Genomic DNA, 25,244 nt, shown 5'->3' on the forward strand with positions numbered 1-25,244 from the left:
TTCTATTCACCTTCTAAATTCTGCAAATCTTGTTTGCTTATTAGTACCTTTCTTGGCTTGCTTCCCTCGCTAGCTCCAATTATACCTCTTTCTTCCATAGAGTCAATAAGTCTAGCTGCTCTATTAAATCCTATTTTAAATCTTCTTTGTAGCATAGAAGCAGACGCTTGACCGCTCTCTACAACAAATTCTATTGCTTCACTTAAAAATTCATCCTCATCACTAGATTTTGATGTGTTAACTTTAGATATAGTTTCAATTATATCTTCCTCATACTTTATTCCATCCTTAACTTGGTCTTTTACAAAATCAATTACTCTTTCTGACTCACTTTCTGATATAAATGCACCTTGAAGTCTAACTGGTTTTGCTGCTCCAAGTGGGTAAAATAACATATCACCTTTACCTAAAAGTTTCTCTGCTCCACCCATATCAAGTATTGTTCTTGAATCAGTTTGAGATGACACTGCAAATGCTATTCTAGATGGTATATTGGCTTTTATAACACCTGTTATGACATCAACAGATGGTCTTTGTGTAGCTACAATCAAATGCATCCCAGCAGCTCTGGCCATCTGAGCCAATCTACAAATATAATCCTCTACATCATTTGCACTTGCCATCATTAAATCTGCTAACTCATCTATTATTATTACTATTTTAGGTAATTTTTCCTCTGATTTTTCGTTATAACTTGTTACATCTTTTACTTGAGCATCTGCAAATAGTTTATATCTTCTATTCATCTCTGTCACTGCCCAGTTTAAAGCATTAGCAGCTTTTTTAGGGTCTGTAACTACAGGTATCAGAAGATGTGGTATTCCATTATAATTTGCAAGTTCAACCACTTTTGGGTCTATTAAAAGTAATTTTACTTCATCGGGGTTTGCCTTATATAATATACTACTTATCAAAGTGTTTACACAGACACTCTTTCCTGAGCCTGTAGAACCAGCTATAAGTAAATGTGGCATCTTACCTATATCTCCAATTATAATTTTACCTGCTACGTCTTTTCCAAGCCCCATTGCAAGAGGAGAATCAAAATTATTAAACTCTTCACTTTCTAGAACTTCTCTTACTCCAACCATTTGAGCTTCCTCATTTGGAACTTCTATTCCAATCGCACTTTTCCCAGGAATTGGTGCTTCAATTCTTATACTTTTAGCTGCTAAACTCAAAGCTATATCATCAGTTAAGTTTACAATTTTACTTACTTTAACCCCTGGACTTGGCTGTATCTCATATCTTGTTATAGTCGGACCAACTGTAACTTGATTAATCTTTGCTTCTACTCCAAAATCTGAAAGTGTCTTTTCTAAAAGAGAGGCATTTTTTAAAACTTTCTTCTTACCATTTTCATCAGATTTTTTATTTACTTTATTTAAAAGTTCAACACTAGGTTTTTTATAATTTGAATAGTCTTCAACATTTGACTCTGATACAATGCTTATTGGTTGAGTTTTTTCTATATCTAAATTAGATTTGCTTATATCAACTTTTTTTTCTGGTTTAGTCTCTACAACTGAATTTTCATTTGTAGCTTTCTGTAACTCTTTTAAAACATCTAGTTCTGGCATACTTTGAGTTCCTTCTAATATTTCTAAATATTCATCTTCTGCCTTGTTAAAACCAACTATTTTAATAGTCTTATCGTCTACACCATCACCATTTTCTTCTTCAAAATATTCCTCTTCTTCATCTTCATTGTTACGACCTTTTGACATCAACCCTTTAAAAAATCCAGGCTTCTTGTTTACAGTAGTATCGTCCACTTCATCAGTTATCATATCTATTGCAGACTTTTTCATATTTGAAATTTTATCTTTAAAAGTTAAATTACTGTCTTTTGATGCTTTAGATTTTGACTTTGCATTTGATACCAAATCTTTTATAGAAATATTGAATATAAACATTATAGAAAGTATAAGAGCAAATATACTTATTAGCCATCCACCTGCTATACCAAATATTTTACTCATATAATATGCAATAGTTGTTGCTATTAAACCACTACCTTGTCCACTTACACCCAATTTCATAACATCATCAAACATGTTACCTTTTAGTGGGCTATCTACAGGAAGAGTTCCTGCATTTAACAATCCATAAAATACAAAAATAAATAAAATAATTATGTAGTATAATTTAGTCTTTCTCAATCTATATATATATTCATTTCCATCAAAAAATCCTAGAAGTCCTGTTATAATCACTATAAATGGTATTGCTATGGAAAGTCCTCCAAATAATCCTTTAAAGAGATTTTGCATTATTACAGGTATCCATCCCATAGAATTAGAATTTAAACTATATAATAAAAATACACCTATAAATATTGTTATCAAATTATGATATTCTGCATTAAAGCTTAAGGTATTTACCTTCTTTTTTTTCTTTTTTTTCGTGGCCATTAATATCACTCCTTATTTTTAGCAAGTTTTACCCCTTCATAGCAAAAAGTGCTAATGCCTTAACACTAACACTCCTACTTTATTACATCATTATATCATAAATTTTATTATTTAAACAAATTTTAATCATTATTTTTTTCTTCCTCTGATTCTTTTATAAGCTCTTTTAATTTTTTAATAGCATCTTTTAATCCACCAACTTCATCTATAAGCCCATAATCTACAGCTTCTTTTCCTATTAGAACACTACCCACATCACTTATAAGTTCATCTTTCTCATGCATAAGTTTATCAAGTATATCTCTTTCTATATTAGAGGTTCTTATGATAAACTGAATTATTCTCTCTTGCATCTTTTTAAAATACTCGAAAGTTTCATTTATACCTATTACAAGACCAGTAGTTCTTACAGGATGTATAATCATTGTTGCAGTTGGAGCTATAAATGAGTAATCACCTGCAGTAGCAAGAGGAACACCTATACTATGACTTCCTCCTAATACAAGAGTAACTACTTTTTTGGATGTACTATTTAAAAGTTCTGCAATAGCTAGACCTGCCTCAATGTCTCCTCCAACAGTATTTAAAACAACTAATACTCCTTTAACATCATTACTTTCCTCAATTGAATAAAGCATTGGAATTATATGTTCGTACTTTGTAGCTTTTTTCTGAGGATTTCCTATAAAATGACCTTCAATTTCTCCAATTATAGTTATACATTGGGTATCTTTAGGAGGCTGAGGAGGCATCTCACTAGTGCCAAATTGTTTTATACATTCTCTTTCTTCACAGCTAGAATCTCTTCTACAATTATCTTTATCAAATGTTTCATTATCATCTTTATAATCTTTCATAAAAAAACTCCTATCAAAATATATTTAACTTAGTTTTACCAAATAAATCAAATATATTAAGATATACGCAAAATTATTAAATTTTGAATAAAAGTAATTGTATTATGACTCTTATTTTACATAAAATTGTTGGTGTATTGCATGTACTGCTGTATGCATATCTTCTTCACTAACTAAACAAGATATAGTCATATTTGAATCTGATGTTTGTAAGAGAGATACTCCAGCTTTTGATAAACCTCTAACTACTTTTGACATGATACCAGACATTTCATCAGCTATTCTTGAACATATCAATGTTACTTTAGCACAATCTCTATTTACTTCATAATCTAACTCAAATTTATCTAGTATTTCTTTTAATTCTTTTATATCAGCATCTTCAATAACAAAGGCTTTTTCTGATATAAAGAAATTTATCATGTCTATATTTATAAGTTTCTTTTCTATTTCATTTAATACTTCTGTAAACACTTCTTCTGCTGATTTAATCTTAACTTGAGCAACACTATCTTTATTCGCAACAGCAACTTTAAGGTCTTTTTCTTGTTCATATTCTATATTTTGTTCTAAATGCTTACATAAAGAACCTATTTTTGTACCTTCAAAAGTTGGATTCATTGTATTTTTTATTGCTAGAGTTATATTTCCACTTTTAGCCAACTGTACTGCTCTTGGATGTATTACCTTAGCTCCTTTATCTGCCATTTGAAATACTTCTTCATAATCTATAAAACTCAATACTTTAGCATTTGGTTCTACTCTAGGGTCTGCAGTCATTATACCATCTACATCAGTATAAATTTCAACTGTCTCACATTCTAAAGATTTACCAATAGCAACTGCTGATGTATCACTTCCACCTCTTCCAAGAGTAGTTACTTCACCATCATCTGTTACACCTTGAAATCCAGCTATAACAACAACTTTACCATCATCTAATGCTCTTTTTACCTTTTTAGGGTTTATATATTTTATTTTTGCATTAGAATACTCATCACTTGTAATTATACCTGCTTGTTGACCAGTAAAGAAAACAGATTCTATACCTTTTGCATTTAATAAATTAGCAAGAACTGTCCCTGATATTATTTCACCACAAGACATTATTAAATCAAGTTCTCTTTTATTTGGTTCATCATTTACTGAATTACACAGATTTATAAGTGTATCTGTGGCATATGGAGCACCCTTTCTACCCATTGCTGAAACTACTAATACTAATTGTAACTCTTCATCATTATCTTTGTATGCTTTTACTATCTTACATACTTCATTCATTTTTTCATATGATTCTACTGATGTCCCACCAAACTTTTGCACTAAAATACTCATTTTTTCCTCCTAAATATATCCCTCATATTCTATAATTATCATATCATTGCCTATTTTTTTTACATTTCTCCATGGAACTTCTAAAAATGACTTATCTTTTCTTCTGGCAAAAAAGCCTTTTTCTTTTGGAATTAAAAGCGCCAATATCCCGCCTGTAGTTTCATCTAGTATAAGGTCACACTCTCCAATAACTCCTAATCTTTCTCCTGTGACTAAGTTAACTATTTCCTTACCTGCTATTTCAGATAAATTCATATTTTATACCTCCAGAGATTTACTTTTTAAGATATTAATCCAAGTGCAGAATATCTTCTACATCTCTTCCAACTATGCACGTACCAATATTTTCTATATTGAATACCTTATCAACAACTTTTTTTACTGAATTAATATCAACATTATTTATACATTCAAGTATTTCATCTGTAGTTTTTACTTTTTTACTCAACAACATAGATTTACCAGTAGACATCATTCTACTGCTAGTACTTTCTAAATCCAATATATAATTACCTTTTAGTTGCTCCTTACTTTCAAATATTTCTTTTTCTGTAAGATAATTTTTTCTTATATTTTCAATTTCTTCTTTTATTAAATTATAAACATCTTGTAAATTTTCTGTACTCATACTTGCAAATATACCTAATTCACCACATTTTCTGTATAGTGTTTGTGATGAATATATTGAATATACTAAACCTTTTTCCTCCCTTATCTTCTGAAAAAGTCTTGAGCTTATACTTCCACCAAAAATATTGTTTACCACTGCCATTGAATAAACTTCATCATCATTTTCAAATGGAATACCTTTTAGACACATAGCCAAATTTACCTGTTCAGTATCTTTATTTTTTGATATAAAACAAGGATTAAACTTGGCCTCAGTTATGTCTATATTTAAATTTCTCTTTTCCCAGTTTCCAAATTTAGATTTAAGTTTATCCACCATATCATCAAAATCAAAGTTTCCAACTATAGAAATGACAGCGTTATTTGGAATATAATATTTGTTTAAGTACTCTAACATAGATTCCTTAGTTATATTGTATAGAGATTCTTTTGTACCAATTATATTCATCCCTAAACCATCATTAGCATATATATTTTCGACTAATAAATCATAAGATAAATCGTCTGGAGAATCTTCATACATCTTAAGTTCCTCCAATATTATGAGTCTTTCCTTATCTATATCATTTTTATCAAATCTAGAATTTAGTATCATATCACTTAATACATCTATTCCTGTATCTATATGCTCATCTATTAATTTTACATAATAACATGTACATTCTTTACTTGTAAATGCATTGATTTGCCCACCTAAATTGTCAATTGTGCTAGCAATCTCTTTTGAGGTTCTATTTTGGGTTCCTTTAAACATCATATGTTCTATAAAATGAGAAGTTCCACTTACCTCTTCTTCTTCTATTCTAGACCCTGCATTTATCCAAATACCTAACGTTATTGACTTTAGATATGGTATTTCTTCACCAATTATTGTAAGCCCATTTTCCAGTATTTTTGTCTTATACATTACATTCTCCTAAAAATTTATTCTTTATTTTACATTGGATTATTGAAAACACTATGTTCTAATTCTATTTATTTTTATATGTATTACATTATAAGTCAGTCTTTTAATTAATTCAACCACAACTTATACAATCTTAATCAAATATTTATACTTTGTCTACTTAAATACATCACTAAGTTTACCTGGTTTCAATCCTTTTTCTCTTACAATTGCTATAATATCATCTATACATTTTGTCGTTGCATCAGTTGGATGCATTAAGATTATACTACTATCTTTAATATCTTTTTTCTTCATTCTATCTATAATTACTTCTGGTTGATCTTTATATTTCCAGTCTATAGTGTCAGCATCCCATTTAATTGAAGTATATCCTAATTCTTTAGCTGCCTTTACTGTTTCTGCACCAAAAGAACCTGCTGGAGCTTGAAAAAACTTGGTCTTTTCATTTATAATTTCTTCAATTATCTTTTTAGAAGTTTCTATTTGTTCATAGTTATCTTCATATGATAGTGTCGAATAATCTAAATGTTTGTATCCATGATTACCTATTTCATGTCCTTGTTTCTTTATCTTCAATAATTCGTCTTTGTTTTTTTCTGCCCATTTCCCAGTTACATTAAAAGTAATTTTTACATTCTCTTTTTTAAGAGTTTCCAAAATAGATTCTATGTACTCTGTTTCCCATCCAAGATCTACGTTGCATGTTAATGCAACGTAGCCACTTTTATCTTTTGTACCTCTCTCATATGGTAAATCTACTCCATTGAACAAGTTAAAGACGGGCTTATTGTTAAACAATTTTAATACCATTACCCCTCCTGACAATCCTAATAATATCACTAAAATTAGTATTATAATTTTTTTGAGCTTACTCTTATTAAGTACCATCATTATCATTAAAACTCCCCCTAATTATGTACAAATTGTTTCTTATTTAATACTATTAAAGGAACGCTTTATTTATGCACTAAATATAACATAAACCTCTCTCTGTATATCAATAAAAAATTCTATTAAAAATTTCTTAAATAAACCTATATCATTAAACAGTTATTTGGTTAACTATTTATTTTTACTATCACTTTAAAATTTCCTAAAATACTTTCTTCTGCTATTTTTAATGCAAGAGGATGTAATACATTTTATATAAAAATCCTCTGTTAGCAAGAGTAACAGAGGATTTTTATTTCATATTCAAAAGTTTAATTTCATATTTGAAAATATATTATAATAACTAGAATATGTTTATGTAATTGTACTTTTAAACTCTATAAAAAAGCTTTAGTTTGTTGATTTCTTTAAATTTTTTCTTTCTATAAAAAAGAAAGCTATTAAAAACTGAACTACTGCAACAATTGAAATACAAATAAATGCAACATCTATTCCAAATACATTTGCTGTAGTATTTGTCATACCTCGTGATGTTACTGTAGCACTTGTCATTACTGCAACAAAAACTGCTGAGCCAATAGCACCAGCTATTGTACGCAATGAAGTAAGTAATGCTGTTCCATGAGCAATATTTTTTTCCCCAAGCACACTCATTCCCCAAGTAACAATAGGCATCATAATTAATCCAATAGCTATCAGACGTATAATATAAAAAGCAGAAATATACAATACTGAAGTATCTTTTCCTACAAAAGATACACCAAGACAACTTATTGCCAAGAATATACTTCCACATACAATTAGTTTTCGTATTCCAAACTTATCATAAAATCTTCCCGCAAAAGGACTTATAAGTGCCATTACAAGAGAACCTGGCATCATAATAAGACCACACTTAGTTGCTGAAAATCCTCTTACTGTCTGGATGTATATTGGAATTAAAGTGGAACCTGCCATCATTACAACATATAGAAGCATACTTATAATTACAGCAAGTCTATAACTTTTATTCTTAAGAATACGGAGTTCTAGAAATGGCTCTTTTGAGTGAATCTGACGCAAAGAAAATGCTATAATTGATACTATACCTACAAATAACGGTAAAGCAATATTTATACTGAAAAACTCAGTTGTTCCAATATTCCCAAGCCCAATCAAAAGACCACTAAATCCTACTGCACATAAAATCATAGAAAACGTATCAAATGATTGTTTTTTTGTCTCTATTACGTTTTGTAATACTCTAGATGCTATAATAATATCGATAATACTTATAACTAAAGAAAACCAAAAAATAGCTTGCCAATTAAAGATATCAATGACAATTCCTGCTAGAGTTGGTGCAAATATTGGTGCAGCACCAGCAGCCAAACCGTATATACCCATTATAGAACCCATTTGCTCTGCAGGATAAATTGTTAAAATTATTACTTGTGTCATGGATAGCAACACTCCATTACCCATTGCTTGTAATATACGACCAAACAAAAGAGGTGTAAATGAAGATGCACTAGCAGAAAGCAACAATCCTACCGCAAAAAGACTCATAGCACTAATGAAAAGTGGTTTTGTTGGAAATCTCCTAATCAAAAATGCAGTGGCAGGAACCATAATTCCCATAGCAAGTGTATACGCACTAGTAAGCCATTGAGCTGTTGTGGCTGATATGTTTAAATCTCCCATCATAACTGGCAATGCAGTAGTAAGAGATGTCTGAAGCAATGAGCCCACTATAGAGCCAATCAATAGTACAGCAAAAATCATATTTCTAGATTGCTTATTTAAATTCATGTCTTTACCTTCTTTCTGTTTTTTATTAGCAACTTTTAAGAAATATCTCTATTTTTTATCTTCAAAAAACTTCATAATCTTTTTTTGAATACGTATATAAGCAATAGCATCTTCTGGACCTAGTGCTTTTAAAAATTCAACTGTATATTCTAAAAATTCTTTTTCATTTATTTTCTGCTGTTGTATTCCCTTAGGCATTAATTGAACTAGTGTCTGTCTACCATTTTGTGGGTCAACACAACGCTCAATCATTTCCTTTGATTCTAACTGATTAAGAATAGCAGACATTCTAGCAGTACTAACATTCATAGTACTACTTATCTCTTTTGGATTTACTTTTTTATTGTTTTTAGATAAATAACCCAATACAAATTTTTCACCACTTTGTATATCTGCAATTTTATCTTTATGTGGTATTTTTACCATCAACGTCTTAACCTCTCCAAGTTCAAGTGCTAATTCCATATAGTCCACATTATCACTTCCTTAATTGCTAACACTATTAGTAATTTACCATATATTGTCACTAAAATCAATATTAGCACGATATTTAATAATTATTATCATATAGGCAATAAAAAAAGCAAAATCCTAAGATTTTGCCTTTAATTATTTAATATATTATTTATTTTTATGCTCTGGTTTTGGTAAAAGAACTTTTCTAGATAAGTTAACTCTTCCTTTTTCATCTATTTCTGTAACTTTAACTTCAACTTCATCTCCTATATTTAATACATCTTCAACCTTAGCAACTCTTTCATGAGCTATATGAGATATATGAAGTAATCCTTCTTTTCCTGGAAGTATTTCAATAAATGCTCCAAAATTCATTATTCTACTTACTTTACCTTTGTAAGTTTTTCCTACTTCTGGTTCAATAACTATATTATTTATAAGTTCTTGAGCTCTATTAATCATATCAATTTCAATACCTGATATGAATACTTCTCCAGTTTGTTCAATATCTATTTTAACTCCAGTTTCATCTATTATCTTAGTTATTATCTTCCCACCAGGTCCTATTACATCTTTTATTTTGTCAGGATTTATTTGCATTTTAACAATCTTAGGTGCATATGGTGAAAGCTCTGGTTTTGGTTGAGATATAGTTTTTCTCATTTCTCCTAGTATATGGATTCTACCTTCCTTAGCTTGTTTTAAAGCACGTTGTAGAACTTCTTTATCTATACCATCTATTTTTATATCCATTTGTATTGCAGTTATACCATGCTCTGTACCAGCCACTTTAAAGTCCATATCTCCTAAGTGGTCTTCCATACCTTGTATATCTGAAAGTACTGCTACTTTACCATCATGCTTTATAAGTCCCATTGCTATACCTGCAACCATGTCTCTTATAGGTACACCCGCATCAAGTAGAGATAATGTTGAGCCACATACACTCGCTTGAGATGTAGAACCATTTGAACTCAATACTTCAGAAACTAATCTAATAGCATAAGGGAAGTCTTCTTGAGATGGTATCACTGGTAGTAAAGCTCTCTCAGCTAAAGCACCATGTCCTATTTCTCTTCTACCTGGACCTCTTGATGGTCTAGCTTCTCCAACACTATATGCTGGGAAATTGTAGTGATGCATATATCTCTTGTTTTCTTCTTCATCTAATCCATCTAACTTTTGAACATCTCCTAAAGCACCTAAAGTGGCTACATTAAGTACTTGAGTTTGCCCCCTAGTAAATATAGCTGAACCATGAGCTCTAGGTATCATACCAGTTTCACACCATATAGGTCTGATTTCTTCTAATTTTCTATTATCTGGTCTTACATTTTCATGTACTATAAGCTTTCTTACTTCTTCTTTTATTATATCTTGTAATACTTCCTCTATATCACCAATAAGTTCTTCAAAGTTTTCAATAGTTTCTTCAAAATGAGCTAGAGTTTCTTCTTTAACTCTATCCATCTTTTCCATTCTTTCTAATTTTTCAAAAGTTTGAACTGCATCCTTCATCTTAGCAGTTGCAAATTCACGAACCAATTGAGTTATTTCTTCTCCCGCATGGTATAATTCAACAACAATTTTTTCTTTTCCAACTTCTGCAACTATACCATCTATAAATTCAACCACTTTTTTTATCTCTTGATGAGCAAATAAAATAGCATCAAGCATTATGTCATCTGGAACTTCATCTGCTCCAGCTTCAACCATCATTATTGCTTCTTTTGTACCTGAAACAACTAGATGCATTGAACTTTTTTCTCTTTGTTCTGCGTTTGGATTTACAACAAATGCACCATCTACAAGACCAATACATACTGAACCTGTTGGACCGTTAAATGGTATATCTGATATAGAAAGTGCTATAGATGAACCTATCATTGCTACTATATCTGGTGTGCAGTCTTGATCTACTGATAAAACTGTTGCAACTACCTGAACATCATTTCTAAATCCTTTTGGAAATAATGGTCTTATAGGTCTATCTATCAATCTTGATGTAAGTATTGCTTTTTCTGAAGGCTTACCTTCTCTCTTTAAAAAACCTCCAGGTATTTTACCTACAGAGTATAATTTTTCTTCATAATCTACACTTAAAGGGAAAAAGTCTATTCCGTCTCTAGGCTTAGCTGACTTAGTTGTATTTACCATTACCATACTGTCGCTGTATCTAACTATACAGCTACCGTTAGTCATTTCACAAATTTTTCCTATTTCTACAGAAAGTTCTCTCCCTGCGAAATCCATTTTAAATATTTTATGTTCAAACATTAATGCTTGTCCTCCTCTTATTAAAAACACGTATATCACTCTATTTACTATATTATCAAAAATACTATAAATTAACAATATAAAATTATCTTTGCCTATATATGCAAGAAGCTTATATTCCTGCTAATTAGAACAACTTATAGCCAATATATCTGGCCCTGTATGAGAGCAAATAGAAACTCCACCTCTAGTAAACAAGACTCTTCTTGCTTTTATTCTTTTATTTACTTCTTCTTTTAATATTTCACAATCATGTAGATTATCTCCACAACCTATTGTTACTATTTTCCCTTCTAAAGACCCTTCATTCATTTCTAAAATTATATCTACTAGTTTACTTGCTATATTTTTTACGCCTCTAACCTTGTTTACCAACTTAGCTTCCCCATTATCAAAGAAAAATATAGGTTTTATATTCAACATATTTCCTATTAAAGCAGTTGCTACTGGAACCCTTCCACTTTGTTTTAAGAAATCAAGAGTATATGGAGCAAACAGTAGTCTTATACTACTACGAATGTTTTCTAACTCATTTATTATTTCTTCAAACCCTAAACCTTCTTCAACAAGTTCACAGGCCTTTATAACATATTGCCCACTACCAAGCGATAAGTTTCGAGTATCAAATATATGTATTTTTTCTTTTTCATTCATATCATTTTTAGCTATTACAGCACTTTGAAAAGTTCCTGAAGCATTTGATGCACCTGTTAAACAGATTATATGATATCCCTCTTCTATAAACTTATCAAATACTTCTTTAAACTCCATATATGTAGCTTGCGAAGTCTTAGGTATTTGTTTTATTTCTTTTACTTTCTTGTAAAACTCTTCTTTATCTATATCCACTCCTTCTATATATTCTCTATCATTAAAAATAACTGTAAGTGGAACTATTTCTATATAATCTTTCTCTGATATTTCATATGGAATATCGCACAAACTATCACATACTAACTTTATTTTCAAAATAATATCCTCCTTATTCTAACTAAATGTTATAGTATAAAATTTCTATATTTATCTTATCTTTCCTTTTTAATTGACTATGTATTTATATATTACCTTATATTCTTACCCAATATTATTCATTTTATAATTTTTTATAATGTATAAATTACTTTTATTATTAACTATTTTACTCTATAATAAATTAACTATAAAAAAGCAGGTATACACTATACCTGCTTTTTTATAAAGAATGAAATTACTTTCTTAATCCTAATTTAGCTATTAATGCTCTATATCCTTCAAGATCTTTTTCTTTTAAGTAAGCTAATAAGTTTCTTCTTCTACCAACCATTTTTAATAGTCCTCTTCTTGAATGGTGGTCTTTCTTATGAGTTTTTAAATGTCCATTTAGATCATTTATTCTAGCTGTTAATAAAGCTATTTGTACTTCTGGAGAACCAGTATCTCCTTCAACTCTTCCATATTCTTTGATTATTTCTGTTTTGTTTATCATTTAGATTACCTCCGTATTTTTTTAGAAACGCCTATTACTAAGCATTGATTGGAGTATTCAAAAGCTGAGTAATGGTTATTTTCCTTAATCATTTTATCATACATTACCTGTTTTTGCAAACATACTTTTCATATACATAGTTTGTGTCATTAGACAATTGATTTTTTAAGTCATCTATTGAATTAAATTTTCTCTCATCCCTTATTCTTTCCAAAAATTCAACAATTATATTTTCACCATAAATATCTCTGTCAAATTCTAAAATGTTTGTTTCAATAGACAAAGATTTTCCATTAACTGTTGGGTTGTAACCTACATTTGTAGCACCAAAATAAACCTCATCTCCAATATGTACAATAGAAGCATAGATACCTCTCTTTGGAACGAGCATATTATTCTTAAGGTCAATATTTGCTGTTGGGAATCCCATGGTTCTTCCAAGGTGTTTAGAATGTATAACACAACCTTCTAATTTGTAATTACGACCTAAATACTCTTTGACATTAGTCATATCACCTTGGGATACTAAACTTCTAATATAAGTACTACTCACTCTTACATCATTTATTTTGATTGGTTTTATTATTTCCACCTCAAAACCAAATTCATCTTCTAAGCTTTTTAATAGATTGACATTTCCTTCTTTAGCTCTGGCGAACGTAAAGTCATGTCCAATCACTATTTTTTTAGCCTTTAATTTCTTTACTAGTATCTCCTCTACAAAATCCTTTGCAGGTATTTTAGTCATATACTCATCAAATGGTATTATTACAACTATATCTATTCCCAATTCTTTCAATAATTTTATTTTGTCCTCATTACTTATAATATTTTTTGTTGAGTTTGGTCTAAAGTAGTTTACAGGATGATTTGCAAATGTAAATACAATACTCTGTATATTTTCTTTTTTTGCATATTCAACTGCTTTTTTTATAAGAACTTGATGTCCTTTGTGTATGCCATCAAAATTCCCTATGGTAATGACACTTTCTTTTATGTTTGCTATTTCTGCTATAGATTTTATAATCACCATAATAAATTTTCCCCGCTAAAATTATAATTTACTCTTAACTTATTCACAAACTATTATAGCATAAGTAAAAGAGATAGACTATAGAAGTTATTATAGTACTATCTCTTTTGGTGTTTTTTCAAATACATTGATTATATAAACATCTTATCACTTTTAACACTTATTGTATTATTATGTTTTGATAATTTTCCTAATCCTAAGAAGTCATCTTTACTGTATACTCTTACAAATTCATCATCTTTACTGAGATTGTTCTTTAAAAATCTCTTATCATCTATTGAACCACCATTACTATAATATTTTATAGCATTAGGATTTAATACAATATAATTAAACGAATCCAATACATAATCTATATCATATAAGTGTTTATCTAGAGTTTCATTTGCATAAAATAATTCTAATTCTTCTAGCGTTATTGAATTTTCCAAGTTAAATTTACCAGAAGATGTTCTATTTAAAAACGACATATGTCCTCCACATCCTAGATGTTCGCCTATATCATGGCAAATGCTTCTCACATAAGTCCCTTTAGAACATTCAACATAAAACATTACTTTATTACCTTTTATACTAAGGATTTTTATATCTTTTATGTTTATTCTTCTAGTTTTTAAAGTAATCTCAGATCCTCTACCACTTCTCACTAAATCACACATTCTCTTTCCATTTACTTTTAAAGCTGAGTAAATTGGAGGAAGTTGATCTATTTCACCTTTTTGTGTATCAAAGGCTCTTTCTATATCTTCATTACTTAACTTAAAATCATCAATTTTTTTTATAATTTCGCCAGACGAATCATAGGTATCTGTACTTATACCTAAAGTAAGCTCACATATATACGATTTATCTTTGTTTAAAATAAGTTCACATACTTTTGTAGCTTTTCCTATACATATTGGTAAAACACCTGATGCATCTGGGTCAAGAGTACCTGTATGCCCAACTTTTTTTATATTTAAAATCTTTCTTACCCTACTTACAACATCATGAGATGTCATACCTGTAGGTTTCAATATATTTATAATCTTATTCATTTTATTGTCACCTTAAATTGATTTTAACACTGCCTCTAATACCATTTTTTTAGCATTATCAATACTATCTTTGATAGTACATCCAGCAGCTCTTATATGACCACCGCCACCAAATACTTTAGCTATTTCACTCACATCAACATAATTTTTTGACCTAAAACTCACTTTAATTTCATTTTGTTTTTTTTCTTTAAATAAAATCCCAACTTCAATATCTTTTATATCTCTAGTATATGTTGTTATACCATCAACATCATTGAAACTCATGTTATTCCTATTCATCATATCCTGAGTTAAAATTATACTAGATACCTTTGAATCAAATATCTCCAAAGATTTCAAAGCTTCACCTAATAATTTGTAATAATCAGAAGAATTACTTTGATATATATTTTGTATTATAGTATTTTTTTCTGCACCTAAAACAAGTAAATTCTTTGCCATTTCAAAACTACTTGCATGCACATTTGAATAGGAAAAATTTCCAGTATCAGTTACAAGACCTGTATATAAACATGTTGCTATGTCTTTATTTATAATCTTAATATCTTTTATTTCTTGAAATCTAACCAATAAATTATAAACTAATTCACAGGTAGAAGATGCATCAATATCTACATAGTTTAAATCTCCATATGAATCATTACTAGCATGATGGTCAATACAGATTACTTTTGATGCATTATTTTTGATTTCATCACTTACACATATTCTCATCTTATCTCCACAATCAAGTGCAATTAGAGAATACTTATTTATATCAAATTCATGAGACTTATAAATTTTTATACCTTCAACTAAAAATCTTAAATTCAATGGAGCTTCATCATCAAGTACATAATATACATTTTTCCCTAAACTTTTTAGTGTATAATACATTGAAAGTGTAGAACCAATATTATCTCCATCTGGACTAATATGAGAGGTAACTATAAAATAGTCACCCTCATATATATAATTTATAATACTATCAATATTATTCATCATAATTTTCATCCTCATTTTTTTGAGTATTTTTTTCATTTACTCTCTTTATAAGGCTATCCATATACATTCCTTTTTCTATTGAATCATCAAGTTTAAATATTATCTCAGGAATATATCTAAGCTTTATATTTTTTCCTACTTCTCTTCTTATATACCCTCCAGCACTCTTAAGTCCTGCTAATGTGGATTCTTCATCTCCACCTAGAATACTTACATATACATAAGCGTATCTTAGGTCATTTGTAACTTCCACATCAGTTACACTTACCAAAGATGTTATTCTAGGGTCTTTTACTCCATTTATAAGCATAGTGCTTACTACTTTTCTTATTTCTTCTGCAATTCTTCTTGTTCTATTATATGATGCCATACCATCGACCTTCTTTACTAACTGATTTTCTTTGATACGAATTTATAATTTTCTTTCTACTTCTTTAGTTATATAAGCTTCTATTACGTCGCCTTCTTTTATGTCATTATAATTTACAAAACTCATACCACATTCGTATCCAGAATTAACTTCTTTTACATCATCTTTAAATCTCTTAAGTGCTGCAAGTTCACCTTCATGTATTATTATACTATCTCTAACTAATCTTATTTTACAGTTTCTAAATATTTTACCATTAGTTACATAACATCCAGCTACTGTTCCAATACCAGATATTTTATATATTTCTCTTATTTCAGCTTTTCCTGTTTCTTCATCAACATATTCAGGGTCTAACATACCAGTCATAGCAGCTTGTATATCTTCTATAGCCTTGTATATTATAGTATATGTTCTTATATCAACATTTTCCTTTTCTCCTAGAGATTCTGCACCTGGAACTGGTCTTACATTGAATCCTATTATTATTGCATTAGAAGCTGCTGCAAGTAATATATCTGATTCTGTTACAGCTCCAACACCTCCATGTATTACTTTAACTTGTACTTCTTCATTTGATAATTTTTCTAAAGATTGTTTAACTGCTTGTACTGAACCTTGTACATCTGCTTTTATAACTATGTTAAGGTCTTTTATAGCACCTTCACTCATTTGACTAAATAAAGCATCTAGTGATAATCTTTGAGTTGATTTTAACATCTCATCTCTAACTAATTGTTGTCTTCTTGCTGCTACACTTCTAGCAATTTTATCTGTTGGAACCTCAACGAATTGGTCTCCACCTTGTGGAACTTCTGATAGACCTAATATTTCCACTGCTGTAGATGGACCTGCTGTTTTTACTCTTTTTCCTTTTGCATTTATCATTGCTCTAACTTTACCACATGCAACACCTGCAACGATTGGATCACCTACTGTTAGAGTACCACCTTGAACAAGTACTGTTGCGACTGGACCTCTTCCCTTATCAAGCTCAGCTTCTATAACAGTTCCTACTGCTCTTTTATCTGGATTTGCTCTTAATTCTTCTATTTCAGCAACCAACAATACCATTTCTAAAAGTGTATCTATTCCTTCTTTTTTCTTAGCTGATACTGGAACTGCTATTACTTCTCCACCCCAGTCTTCAACTAATAATCCTTGGTCTGCTAATTCTTGTTTAACTTTATCTGGGTTTGCACCTGGTTTATCTATTTTATTTATAGCAACTATTAAAGGTACTCCTGCTGCTTTAACATGGTTGATTGCTTCTACTGTTTGAGGCATTATACCATCATCTGCTGCAACAACTAATATTGCTATATCTGTAACTTGTGCTCCTCTTGCTCTCATTGATGTGAAAGCCTCATGTCCTGGTGTATCTAAAAACACTATTTTTTGTCCATTAATTTTAACTTCTGAAGCACCTATATGCTGAGTTATTCCTCCAGCTTCACCTGAAATTACATCAGTTTTTCTTATTGCATCTAGTAAAGATGTTTTACCATGGTCAACATGTCCCATAACTGTAACAACTGGTGGTCTAGGTTTTAAATCTTCTTCATTATCTTCTTCAATTTCCATTAAAGCTTCTATTTCTAAAGCTTCTGTATCATCACTTTCTGCTACTGTTAATTCAAATCCATAGTCTTTGGCAGCTAAAGCAGCAATCTCAAAATTTATCTCTTGATTTATTGTTGCCATAGTTCCCATTTTCATAAGCTTCATAATTATTTCTGCTGGAGATTTGTCTAATTTAGTTGCTAATACTTGTACTGTCAACTGTCCATCTATTTCTATAATATTTCCATTTTCTTGAGATGAATCTTCACTTAACACTTCAAGTGCTAATTCTAACGCTTCACCTTCTAATACTGAATCTTTGTCAGTTACATTTATATCTAATTCAGCTAACTTATTTATAAGCTCTTCATTTGATATATTTAATTTTTCTGCTATTTGGTATACTCTTGTTTTTGACACAAGATCACCCCCTATTTTATTTTAAATTTCTATTAGTTCAATTATCTTTTTAGCAAAATTTTCATCTTTTATTCCTACGACTGCTCTTGGAGATTTTCCTATTGCAAATCCTATTTCATCTTTTGTTGAAAAAAATAGATATGGAATATTTCTAAAAGTTGATTTATCTTTAAAAAGTTTTTTTGTGTTATTTGATGCATCTTCTGCAATTAAAATTAATTTTACTTTTCCTTTTTTTAAGTCAAGCAAAGTTGAATCATCACCAGACACTATTTTCCCTGCACGAGTTGCGAGTCCTAAGAACGAGTGTATCTTTTCTTTATTATTTTTCATATTCTTCTAACTCCATAAGTAGATTATCATAGACTTCATCAGGAACATCAATTTTAAAAGCTTTATTTAATGCTTTGCTTTTTATAGCTTTTTTTAGACATTCAGAGCTTTTGCATACATATGCTCCTCTTCCATTAGCTCTTCCTGTTGGGTCTAAAAATATTTTTCCTTCTTTATTTTTAACTATTCTTATAAGCTCTTTTTTAGAGTCTCTATCTTGACATGCTATGCATTTTCTTTGAGGCACTTTTTTTACTTTTTTCAAAGCCATCCCTCCTTACTCTTCTTCTTTGAAATTATCATCTGAGATATCTAACTCATCTTGATTGATAAATTCAGCTTTAATACCCTCATCTTCTATTTCTTTGGAATTTTCAAGATTTATCATTTCTTGTTCTGCTTGAGATTCGCTCTTAATATCTATCTTCCAGTTCGTCAATTTTGCTGCAAGTCTTGCATTTTGGCCTTCTTTACCTATAGCAAGTGATAACTGATAATCTGGAACAATAACTAAGGCAGATTTTTCATCTTCATTTATATCTACTTTAACAACTTTTGATGGGCTAAGCGCTGCTGATATAAACTCTGCTGGATTTTCACTATATTTTATTATATCTATTTTTTCATCACCAAGTTCATCCACTATATTTTTTACTCTAAGTCCTTTTGGACCTACACAAGCTCCAATTGGGTCTATTTTTTCATCTATAGATCTTACTGCCATTTTAGTTCTTGACCCAGCTTCTCTTGCCACTGATTTTATTTGAACTATACCCTCATATATTTCAGGAACTTCTTCTTCAAATAATCTCTTTACTAGACCTGGATGACTTCTTGATACAACTATTTGAGGTCCTTTGTTAGTCTTTTTAACTTCAAGTATATAGAATTTTATTTTTTGACCTGCTTTGTAATTTTCAAATGGGATTTGTTCACTTTGAGTCATTATCCCTTCTATTCTTCCAAGATTTACATAAACAATGTTTTTATTTGCTCTAGCAACCTCTCCTGTAACTATTTCATTTTCTTTTTCTATAAATTCATTATACACTATTTCTCTCTCAGCTTCTCTTATTCTTTGAACAACTACTTGTTTTGCTGTCTGAGCTGCAATTCTTCCAAAGTTTTTAGGTGTAACTTCATGCTCTATAATATCACCCAACTCATAGTTAGGGTTTATCTCTCTAGCATCTGCTAACTCTATTTCTAAGAAAGTATCATATAGGTCTGATTCATCGACAACTACTCTTTGAGAAAATACTTTTATATCTCCTTTGTCTCTATCAAACTCAACTCTAACATTTTGTGCTGAACCAAAGTTTTTTTTGTATGCAGTTAAAAGAGCTTGCTCTATAGTATCTATAAGTATTTCTTTATCTATACCTCTATCAACTACTAATTCGTTTAGTGCTTCCATAAATTCATGATTCATTTTTTATTTCCTCCCTATTTAATATACCACTAAAACTTTATTGCTAATCTAACAATAGCAACATCTTTTCTATTAAATTCCATTTCTTCACCATTTATAATGATTTTTATATTATTATCTTCTGTTAATCCTATAAGTTCACCTTCAAATTGTTTACATCCATTTAATGGTTTATATAATTTTAAATCTACCTCTCTACCTTGATATCTAACAAAGTCTCTGTCTTTTTTTAATGCTCTATCAAGCCCTGGAGAAGATACTTCTAAAAAATAATTCTCTTTTATAGGGTCTTTTTCGTCTAATATTGGGCTTAGTTCTCTACTAACTAATTCACATTCGTTTAAAGATATTCCTTCTTCTTTATCTATGTATACTCTTAAGTAGTATTCTCCCGCTTCTTTTACATATTCAACATCAACCATTTCAAATCCATGTTCATCCGTTATTTTAGTTACAATTTCTTCAATTGCTGCTTCTAAATCTTTTTTCATTAAATTACCTCCTATTCAATTGTAAATGACTAGTTTAATTTTATTAAATAATTTTTAAATTAAATGTATTTAATAAAATTAAACTAGTTCTTAATAATATATTTAAAATAAAAGAGTGAGAACAGCGGTCTCACTCTTAGTTTCTGCAAAGTATACTATTTTCTATACTATGATATCATAAAATTCTTTTATTTGCAACTTTTTGAACTAAGCTAAAACAATGACAATTGGTTTTCATCACTCATATTTTCAAGTGAGCCATGATTAGTAAGTGTTTCTATTACTGTTTTTGATACTTTTGCTCTCTTTCTTAAATCTTCTTTTGATATAAATTCACCATTTTTTCTTTCATTTTGAATATTTAAAGCTGCATTTCCTCCAAGACCTTGTATTGCTGCCATTGGTGGAAGTAATGTTTTTTCTCCAACAACTATAAAGTCGCTTGCATCTGATTTATATATATCGACTGGTAACAACTTTATCCCTCTCGCATACATTTCAAGGGCAACTTCTAATACAGTCAACATACCTTTTTCCTTTGTAGTTGCATCATTTCCCAATGCTTCAATCTCATTTATCTTTGATTTTATAGTATCCAAACCTCTAACAATTAAATCCGCATCAAAATCTTCCACTTTTGTAGTGAAGTAAGTTGCATAAAAGGCTTCTGGGTAATGTACTTTACAGTATGCAATTCTAAATGAGGTCATAACATAAGCAACAGCATGTGCTTTGGGGAACATATATTTAATCTTTTTACATGAACCTATATACCATTCTGGGACATTATTTTTCTTCATTTCTTCAATATGTTCTGGTTTTAAACCTTTCCCTTTTCTTACACTCTCCATTATTGTAAAACTCATCTTAGGAGGTAAGCCCTTAAATATTAAGTAGTTCATTATGTCATCTCGTGTAGATATAACATCTTTTAATCCCACTATATCTTCTCTAACTAAATCTTGTGCATTATTTACCCAAACATCTGTACCATGAGAAAGACCAGATATACGTACAAGCTCTGCAAACGTAGTGGGTTTTGTATCAAGGAGCATTTGTCGTACAAACTTAGTTCCAAATTCAGGTACAGCAAGACATCCTATAGGACAATTTATCTCTTCTGGGGTAACTCCTAACGCTTCTGTCGATGTAAATAAAGACATAGTCTCTTCATCGTCTAGAGGAATTTCTGTTATATTTATTCCAGTAATATCTTCAAGCATTCTTATGATAGTAGGACCGTCGTGTCCAAGTATGTCAAGTTTAAGTATCCTACCACTTATTGAATGATAATCAAAGTGAGTAGTTATAACACCACAAGAAGTGTCATTTGCTGGATATTGTATAGGTGTAAAATCATATACATCTTTATAGTCTGGTATAACCATAACTCCACCAGGATGCTGTCCTGAAGTTCTTTTTACACCAGTACACCCATTTGAAAGTCTAAGCACCTCTGCATTTGGTACATTTATATTATTTTCTTCTACATATTTTCTTGCATATCCAAAAGCTGTTTTTTCTGCTACAGTACCTATAGTACCTGCTCTATATACATATCCCTCTCCAAATAATTCTTCAGTGTATTTGTGGATTGTTGGCTGATAATTTCCTGAGAAATTTAGGTCTATATCTGGTTCTTTATCACCTTCAAAACCTAAGAAGACTTCAAATGGAATGTCATGACCATTTTTAGCAAGTTTTCTTCCACATTTTGGACAATCCTTATCTGGCAAGTCAACACCTGACCCCCATTCACCTATTTCATAAAAAAAGGAATATTTACAATCTTCATTTTCACAAATATAGTGAGCTGGTAGAGGATTAACTTCTGTTATATCACTCATCGTAGCTGCAAATGATGAACCAACAGAACCTCTTGAACCAACTAAATATCCATCTGAAAGAGATTTTGCAACTAGTTTTTGAGCTATGATATACATAACTGCATATCCATTACTTATTATTGAATTTAATTCTCTATCCAATCTCTTTTGAACTATTTCTGGTATTGGCTCTCCATAAATCCGTTTAGCTTTTTCATAGCACATTTCCCTTAATTCTACATCTGAACCTTCTATAATTGGTGGATATGTATCGTCTGGTATAGGTTTTATATTTTCAACCATATCAGCAATCAAATTACTATTTTCAACCACAACTTCATATGCTAATTCTTCTCCAAGATAACTAAACTCCTCCAACATTTCATCTGTTGTCCTAAAATGTAAATAAGTCTCTTCTTCATCTACCTTAAATCCTTGAGAATACTTTAAAACTTTTCTTAAAACAGCTTCATGTTTATCTAAAAAATGAACATCTCCAGTAGCTACTGGAATTTTATTAAATCTCTTAGCTGTATCAATTAATTTTCTATTTAATTCTCTTAGCTCTTCTTCATCCTTTACTTCTCCTTTATCAATCATAAACCTATTGTTATCTATAGGCATCACTTCTATATAATCATATAAATCTATTATTTTTTTCATTTCTTCATCAGATACATTTTTCTTTACAGCTTGAAAAACAACCCCTGCTTCACAAGCTGAACCAATTATGAGACCTTCCTTATACTCATTTAAAATACTTCTAAGGATTCTTGGTGCTCTAAAAAAATGATTTACATGTGCATCTGAAATTATTTTATATAAGTTTTTTATACCTACAGAATTTTTTGCTATCAAAGTTATATGATTTGTACTAAGCTTTGTGTAGTCAATTTTTCCAAGAATATTATTAACATCACTTAAAGTTTTTGCTCCTTTTTCTGTAAGCATCTGTAAAAATTTATTAAATATAAGAGCTGTTGCCTCTGCATCATCAACTGCTCTATGGTGATTTAAAAGAGGTATACCAAGCTCTTTAGCAACAATATTTAATCTATGTCTTTTTAACTTTGGAAGCATTACTCTAGCTAACATAAGTGTATCTACTTTTTTGTGATTATACATTATCCCCTGTTCTCTACACTTTTGTGATATAAATCCAGTATCAAACTCTGCATTATGTGCCACCAATACACTATCTCCAACAAACTCCATAAATCTTGGAAGAACTTCTTCAATAGTTGGCTTATCTTTAATCAATTCGTTAGTTATTCCTGTTAATTCTTGTATCTTATACGAAATATCTTTTTCAGGATTTATCAATTCACTAAATCTATCTACAATTTTAAAATTCTCTATTTTTACAGCACCAATTTCAGTTATTTTATCATTTGTATTCGAAAATCCAGTAGTCTCTATATCAAATACAACAAACGTCTGAGAAAGTTCTTTGTCATTTGCATCTTCTATAATAAGAGAATCATCTTCAACTAAATACCCTTCTACTCCATAAAGTATTTTTATGTTGTTTGCCTTACCAGCATTCATAGCATCTGGGAATCCCTGTACAACACCATGGTCCGTTATAGCAATCGCTGGATGCCCCCATTTAGCTGCACGTTCTACAAGTTTTTTAACAGAACAAATAGCATCCATAGAAGACATCTGAGTATGTGCATGAAGTTCTACCCTTTTTTCTTCTGAAATATCTTTTCTCTCTGGTCTAGTTTCTTGTCTAATTCCACTAATCATCATACTAATTTCTCTTTGATATGTATCATAAACTATGTCACCTTTAAGTTTTAAATAAGCTCCTTTTTTAACATTTTCAAGTACTCCATCTTTATTGGTATCTGTTAAAAACAGCTTACAACTTATTGAACTAGTATAATCTGTAATCGATGCTATCATAAGTATTTTTCCATTTTTAAGTTCTTTAGTTTCAACATCAAATATATCCCCAACAACTGCAACTGTTCCAGAAGAGGCATTTAATCCAGATATATTTTCAATCATAGCATTTGCATTATCTCCATAGACTAAATTTTCGTCAACTTCTGATTTAATAACATAACCTTCTTCTTCATTTTCTTCACACTTATCAATTTGTCCAATTTCCAATGCTCTAATTTTTTCTTCCATTTCTCTATCATTTATTCTTATGAGTCTTTCTACATTTACCTTTTCATCAACAGCTTTTTCAATAGTTATATCTAAGTCCAATCCCAATTCTTCACTAAGAACAGTTTTAAGTACATGAACTACATTTTTTTTTATTAATCTCTCATAAAATATACCCTTTGGAAGTTTTATTTTTAATTCTTCATCTAAACAAAGAAATTCAACTTGCTTATACCATCCTGCAATGGACGGACACAAGTACTTTAATATATACAATATATTATTCCAATATTTTTTTATAACATCTTTGTTAGATTTTCTTTCAAACCCAGTAAATCTTATTTTCATCTTTATATCTTTAAAATAATCAAGCTTATACATCAATTCTTCTCTAAATTTATCTAAAAGTTCATGCGAAACAATATCTTTAGATGTTAGGTAAAAGTAAACAATTTTATTTTCTTTAAAATAAACTACTCTATTTATGTAAACTTCTTTAAGTTGTTTTCCAAGACCACTGTTATTAATTTCTAATTTATCTAAATATTCCTTAACACTTTCCATTTATATCCTCCTTCCCTAACATTATATATATATTATTACCA

At 30.0% G+C, this 25,244-nt stretch carries 21 protein-coding genes; all 21 read right to left on the bottom strand.

The features are described 5' to 3' along the window. Window positions 1-2 precede the first annotated feature (2 nt). The 21 genes from KGF50_RS00905 to KGF50_RS01005 all read right to left on the bottom strand — a co-directional run bounded on the left by KGF50_RS00905 (window position 3) and on the right by KGF50_RS01005 (window position 25,203). Entirely contained in the window at window positions 3-2,414 is a 2,412-nt protein-coding gene (locus KGF50_RS00905) for an FtsK/SpoIIIE family DNA translocase (RefSeq protein ID WP_227846403.1), read from the bottom strand. Window positions 2,415-2,536: 122 nt separating this feature from the next. Continuing rightward, on the bottom strand, window positions 2,537-3,271 hold the full coding sequence (locus KGF50_RS00910; protein ID WP_227434232.1) for a ClpP family protease: 735 nt from the start codon (window positions 3,269-3,271) through the stop codon (window positions 2,537-2,539). 111 nt (window positions 3,272-3,382) lie between these two features. Continuing rightward, on the bottom strand, window positions 3,383-4,606 hold the full coding sequence (gene dapG / locus KGF50_RS00915; RefSeq protein ID WP_227846404.1) for an aspartate kinase: 1,224 nt from the start codon (window positions 4,604-4,606) through the stop codon (window positions 3,383-3,385). A gap of 9 nt (window positions 4,607-4,615) precedes the next feature. Next, on the bottom strand, window positions 4,616-4,861 hold the full coding sequence (locus KGF50_RS00920; protein WP_003419503.1) for a YlmC/YmxH family sporulation protein: 246 nt from the start codon (window positions 4,859-4,861) through the stop codon (window positions 4,616-4,618). 34 nt (window positions 4,862-4,895) lie between these two features. Continuing rightward, window positions 4,896-6,143, bottom strand: coding sequence for a M16 family metallopeptidase (locus KGF50_RS00925; protein WP_227846405.1), 1,248 nt, complete (start codon window positions 6,141-6,143; stop codon window positions 4,896-4,898). 156 nt (window positions 6,144-6,299) lie between these two features. Beyond that, window positions 6,300-7,043, bottom strand: a complete 744-nt coding sequence (locus KGF50_RS00930) for a polysaccharide deacetylase family protein (protein WP_227827201.1) — start codon at window positions 7,041-7,043, stop codon at window positions 6,300-6,302. Window positions 7,044-7,427: 384 nt separating this feature from the next. Further along, on the bottom strand, window positions 7,428-8,828 hold the full coding sequence (locus KGF50_RS00935) for an MDR family MFS transporter (protein ID WP_227846406.1): 1,401 nt from the start codon (window positions 8,826-8,828) through the stop codon (window positions 7,428-7,430). Window positions 8,829-8,876: 48 nt separating this feature from the next. Continuing rightward, window positions 8,877-9,293 (bottom strand): MarR family transcriptional regulator, encoded by a 417-nt coding sequence (locus KGF50_RS00940; protein WP_227846446.1) that lies wholly within the window; start codon window positions 9,291-9,293, stop codon window positions 8,877-8,879. Window positions 9,294-9,449: 156 nt separating this feature from the next. Next, window positions 9,450-11,561, bottom strand: coding sequence for a polyribonucleotide nucleotidyltransferase (pnp, locus tag KGF50_RS00945; RefSeq protein ID WP_227836148.1), 2,112 nt, complete (start codon window positions 11,559-11,561; stop codon window positions 9,450-9,452). 123 nt (window positions 11,562-11,684) lie between these two features. Continuing rightward, complete coding sequence (locus KGF50_RS00950; RefSeq protein ID WP_227846407.1) at window positions 11,685-12,530, bottom strand: DegV family protein; 846 nt, start codon at window positions 12,528-12,530, stop codon at window positions 11,685-11,687. A 238-nt stretch (window positions 12,531-12,768) separates the two neighbouring features. Further along, the gene (rpsO, locus tag KGF50_RS00955) at window positions 12,769-13,026 is read right to left on the bottom strand and encodes a 30S ribosomal protein S15 (protein WP_227434225.1); all 258 of its coding nucleotides are present in this window, start codon (window positions 13,024-13,026) and stop codon (window positions 12,769-12,771) included. Between the two features lie 103 nt (window positions 13,027-13,129). Then, a complete protein-coding gene (locus tag KGF50_RS00960; RefSeq protein ID WP_227846408.1) occupies window positions 13,130-14,059 on the bottom strand; it encodes a bifunctional riboflavin kinase/FAD synthetase in 930 nt (309 codons plus the stop codon). Between the two features lie 131 nt (window positions 14,060-14,190). After that, window positions 14,191-15,096: a tRNA pseudouridine(55) synthase TruB gene (truB, locus tag KGF50_RS00965; RefSeq protein ID WP_227846409.1), complete on the bottom strand. Its 906-nt coding sequence runs from the start codon at window positions 15,094-15,096 to the stop codon at window positions 14,191-14,193. 12 nt (window positions 15,097-15,108) lie between these two features. Further along, window positions 15,109-16,080 (bottom strand): DHH family phosphoesterase, encoded by a 972-nt coding sequence (locus KGF50_RS00970; protein ID WP_227846410.1) that lies wholly within the window; start codon window positions 16,078-16,080, stop codon window positions 15,109-15,111. Then, complete coding sequence (gene rbfA, locus KGF50_RS00975; RefSeq protein WP_227434221.1) at window positions 16,073-16,453, bottom strand: 30S ribosome-binding factor RbfA; 381 nt, start codon at window positions 16,451-16,453, stop codon at window positions 16,073-16,075. Before rbfA ends, KGF50_RS00970 begins: the two co-directional genes overlap by 8 nt. Before the next feature lie 42 nt (window positions 16,454-16,495). Further along, window positions 16,496-18,436, bottom strand: a complete 1,941-nt coding sequence (gene infB, locus KGF50_RS00980) for a translation initiation factor IF-2 (protein WP_227846411.1) — start codon at window positions 18,434-18,436, stop codon at window positions 16,496-16,498. Between the two features lie 21 nt (window positions 18,437-18,457). Then, window positions 18,458-18,769, bottom strand: a complete 312-nt coding sequence (locus tag KGF50_RS00985; protein WP_227434219.1) for a L7Ae/L30e/S12e/Gadd45 family ribosomal protein — start codon at window positions 18,767-18,769, stop codon at window positions 18,458-18,460. Further along, window positions 18,759-19,040, bottom strand: coding sequence for an RNase P modulator RnpM (gene rnpM, locus KGF50_RS00990; protein ID WP_227434218.1), 282 nt, complete (start codon window positions 19,038-19,040; stop codon window positions 18,759-18,761). Before rnpM ends, KGF50_RS00985 begins: the two co-directional genes overlap by 11 nt. A gap of 6 nt (window positions 19,041-19,046) precedes the next feature. Next, window positions 19,047-20,201: a transcription termination factor NusA gene (gene nusA, locus KGF50_RS00995; protein ID WP_227434217.1), complete on the bottom strand. Its 1,155-nt coding sequence runs from the start codon at window positions 20,199-20,201 to the stop codon at window positions 19,047-19,049. Window positions 20,202-20,230: 29 nt separating this feature from the next. Then, complete coding sequence (gene rimP / locus KGF50_RS01000) at window positions 20,231-20,692, bottom strand: ribosome maturation factor RimP (protein WP_227846412.1); 462 nt, start codon at window positions 20,690-20,692, stop codon at window positions 20,231-20,233. A gap of 212 nt (window positions 20,693-20,904) precedes the next feature. After that, the gene (locus KGF50_RS01005; protein ID WP_227846413.1) at window positions 20,905-25,203 is read right to left on the bottom strand and encodes a PolC-type DNA polymerase III; all 4,299 of its coding nucleotides are present in this window, start codon (window positions 25,201-25,203) and stop codon (window positions 20,905-20,907) included. Window positions 25,204-25,244: the final 41 nt, after the last annotated feature.

Origin of the sequence: Clostridioides sp. ZZV15-6598 (genome assembly GCF_020657705.1) — a bacterium.
GTDB classification, from domain to species: domain Bacteria; phylum Bacillota; class Clostridia; order Peptostreptococcales; family Peptostreptococcaceae; genus Clostridioides; species Clostridioides difficile_F.

What these genes read in the sequence shown, in the direction of transcription:
- KGF50_RS00905 (WP_227846403.1), bottom strand. Translation starts at nt 2,414, where the DNA reads ATGGCCACGAAAAAAAAGAAAAAAAAGAAGGTAAATACCTTAAGCTTT.
- KGF50_RS00910 (WP_227434232.1), bottom strand. Translation starts at nt 3,271, where the DNA reads ATGAAAGATTATAAAGATGATAATGAAACATTTGATAAAGATAATTGT.
- dapG (WP_227846404.1), bottom strand. Translation starts at nt 4,606, where the DNA reads ATGAGTATTTTAGTGCAAAAGTTTGGTGGGACATCAGTAGAATCATAT.
- KGF50_RS00920 (WP_003419503.1), bottom strand. Translation starts at nt 4,861, where the DNA reads ATGAATTTATCTGAAATAGCAGGTAAGGAAATAGTTAACTTAGTCACA.
- KGF50_RS00925 (WP_227846405.1), bottom strand. Translation starts at nt 6,143, where the DNA reads ATGTATAAGACAAAAATACTGGAAAATGGGCTTACAATAATTGGTGAA.
- KGF50_RS00930 (WP_227827201.1), bottom strand. Translation starts at nt 7,043, where the DNA reads ATGATAATGATGGTACTTAATAAGAGTAAGCTCAAAAAAATTATAATA.
- KGF50_RS00935 (WP_227846406.1), bottom strand. Translation starts at nt 8,828, where the DNA reads ATGAATTTAAATAAGCAATCTAGAAATATGATTTTTGCTGTACTATTG.
- KGF50_RS00940 (WP_227846446.1), bottom strand. Translation starts at nt 9,293, where the DNA reads ATGGAATTAGCACTTGAACTTGGAGAGGTTAAGACGTTGATGGTAAAA.
- pnp (WP_227836148.1), bottom strand. Translation starts at nt 11,561, where the DNA reads ATGTTTGAACATAAAATATTTAAAATGGATTTCGCAGGGAGAGAACTT.
- rpsO (WP_227434225.1), bottom strand. Translation starts at nt 13,026, where the DNA reads ATGATAAACAAAACAGAAATAATCAAAGAATATGGAAGAGTTGAAGGA.
- KGF50_RS00960 (WP_227846408.1), bottom strand. Translation starts at nt 14,059, where the DNA reads ATGGTGATTATAAAATCTATAGCAGAAATAGCAAACATAAAAGAAAGT.
- truB (WP_227846409.1), bottom strand. Translation starts at nt 15,096, where the DNA reads ATGAATAAGATTATAAATATATTGAAACCTACAGGTATGACATCTCAT.
- KGF50_RS00970 (WP_227846410.1), bottom strand. Translation starts at nt 16,080, where the DNA reads ATGAATAATATTGATAGTATTATAAATTATATATATGAGGGTGACTAT.
- rbfA (WP_227434221.1), bottom strand. Translation starts at nt 16,453, where the DNA reads ATGGCATCATATAATAGAACAAGAAGAATTGCAGAAGAAATAAGAAAA.
- KGF50_RS00985 (WP_227434219.1), bottom strand. Translation starts at nt 18,769, where the DNA reads ATGAAAAATAATAAAGAAAAGATACACTCGTTCTTAGGACTCGCAACT.
- rnpM (WP_227434218.1), bottom strand. Translation starts at nt 19,040, where the DNA reads ATGGCTTTGAAAAAAGTAAAAAAAGTGCCTCAAAGAAAATGCATAGCA.
- nusA (WP_227434217.1), bottom strand. Translation starts at nt 20,201, where the DNA reads ATGAATCATGAATTTATGGAAGCACTAAACGAATTAGTAGTTGATAGA.
- rimP (WP_227846412.1), bottom strand. Translation starts at nt 20,692, where the DNA reads ATGAAAAAAGATTTAGAAGCAGCAATTGAAGAAATTGTAACTAAAATA.
- KGF50_RS01005 (WP_227846413.1), bottom strand. Translation starts at nt 25,203, where the DNA reads ATGGAAAGTGTTAAGGAATATTTAGATAAATTAGAAATTAATAACAGT.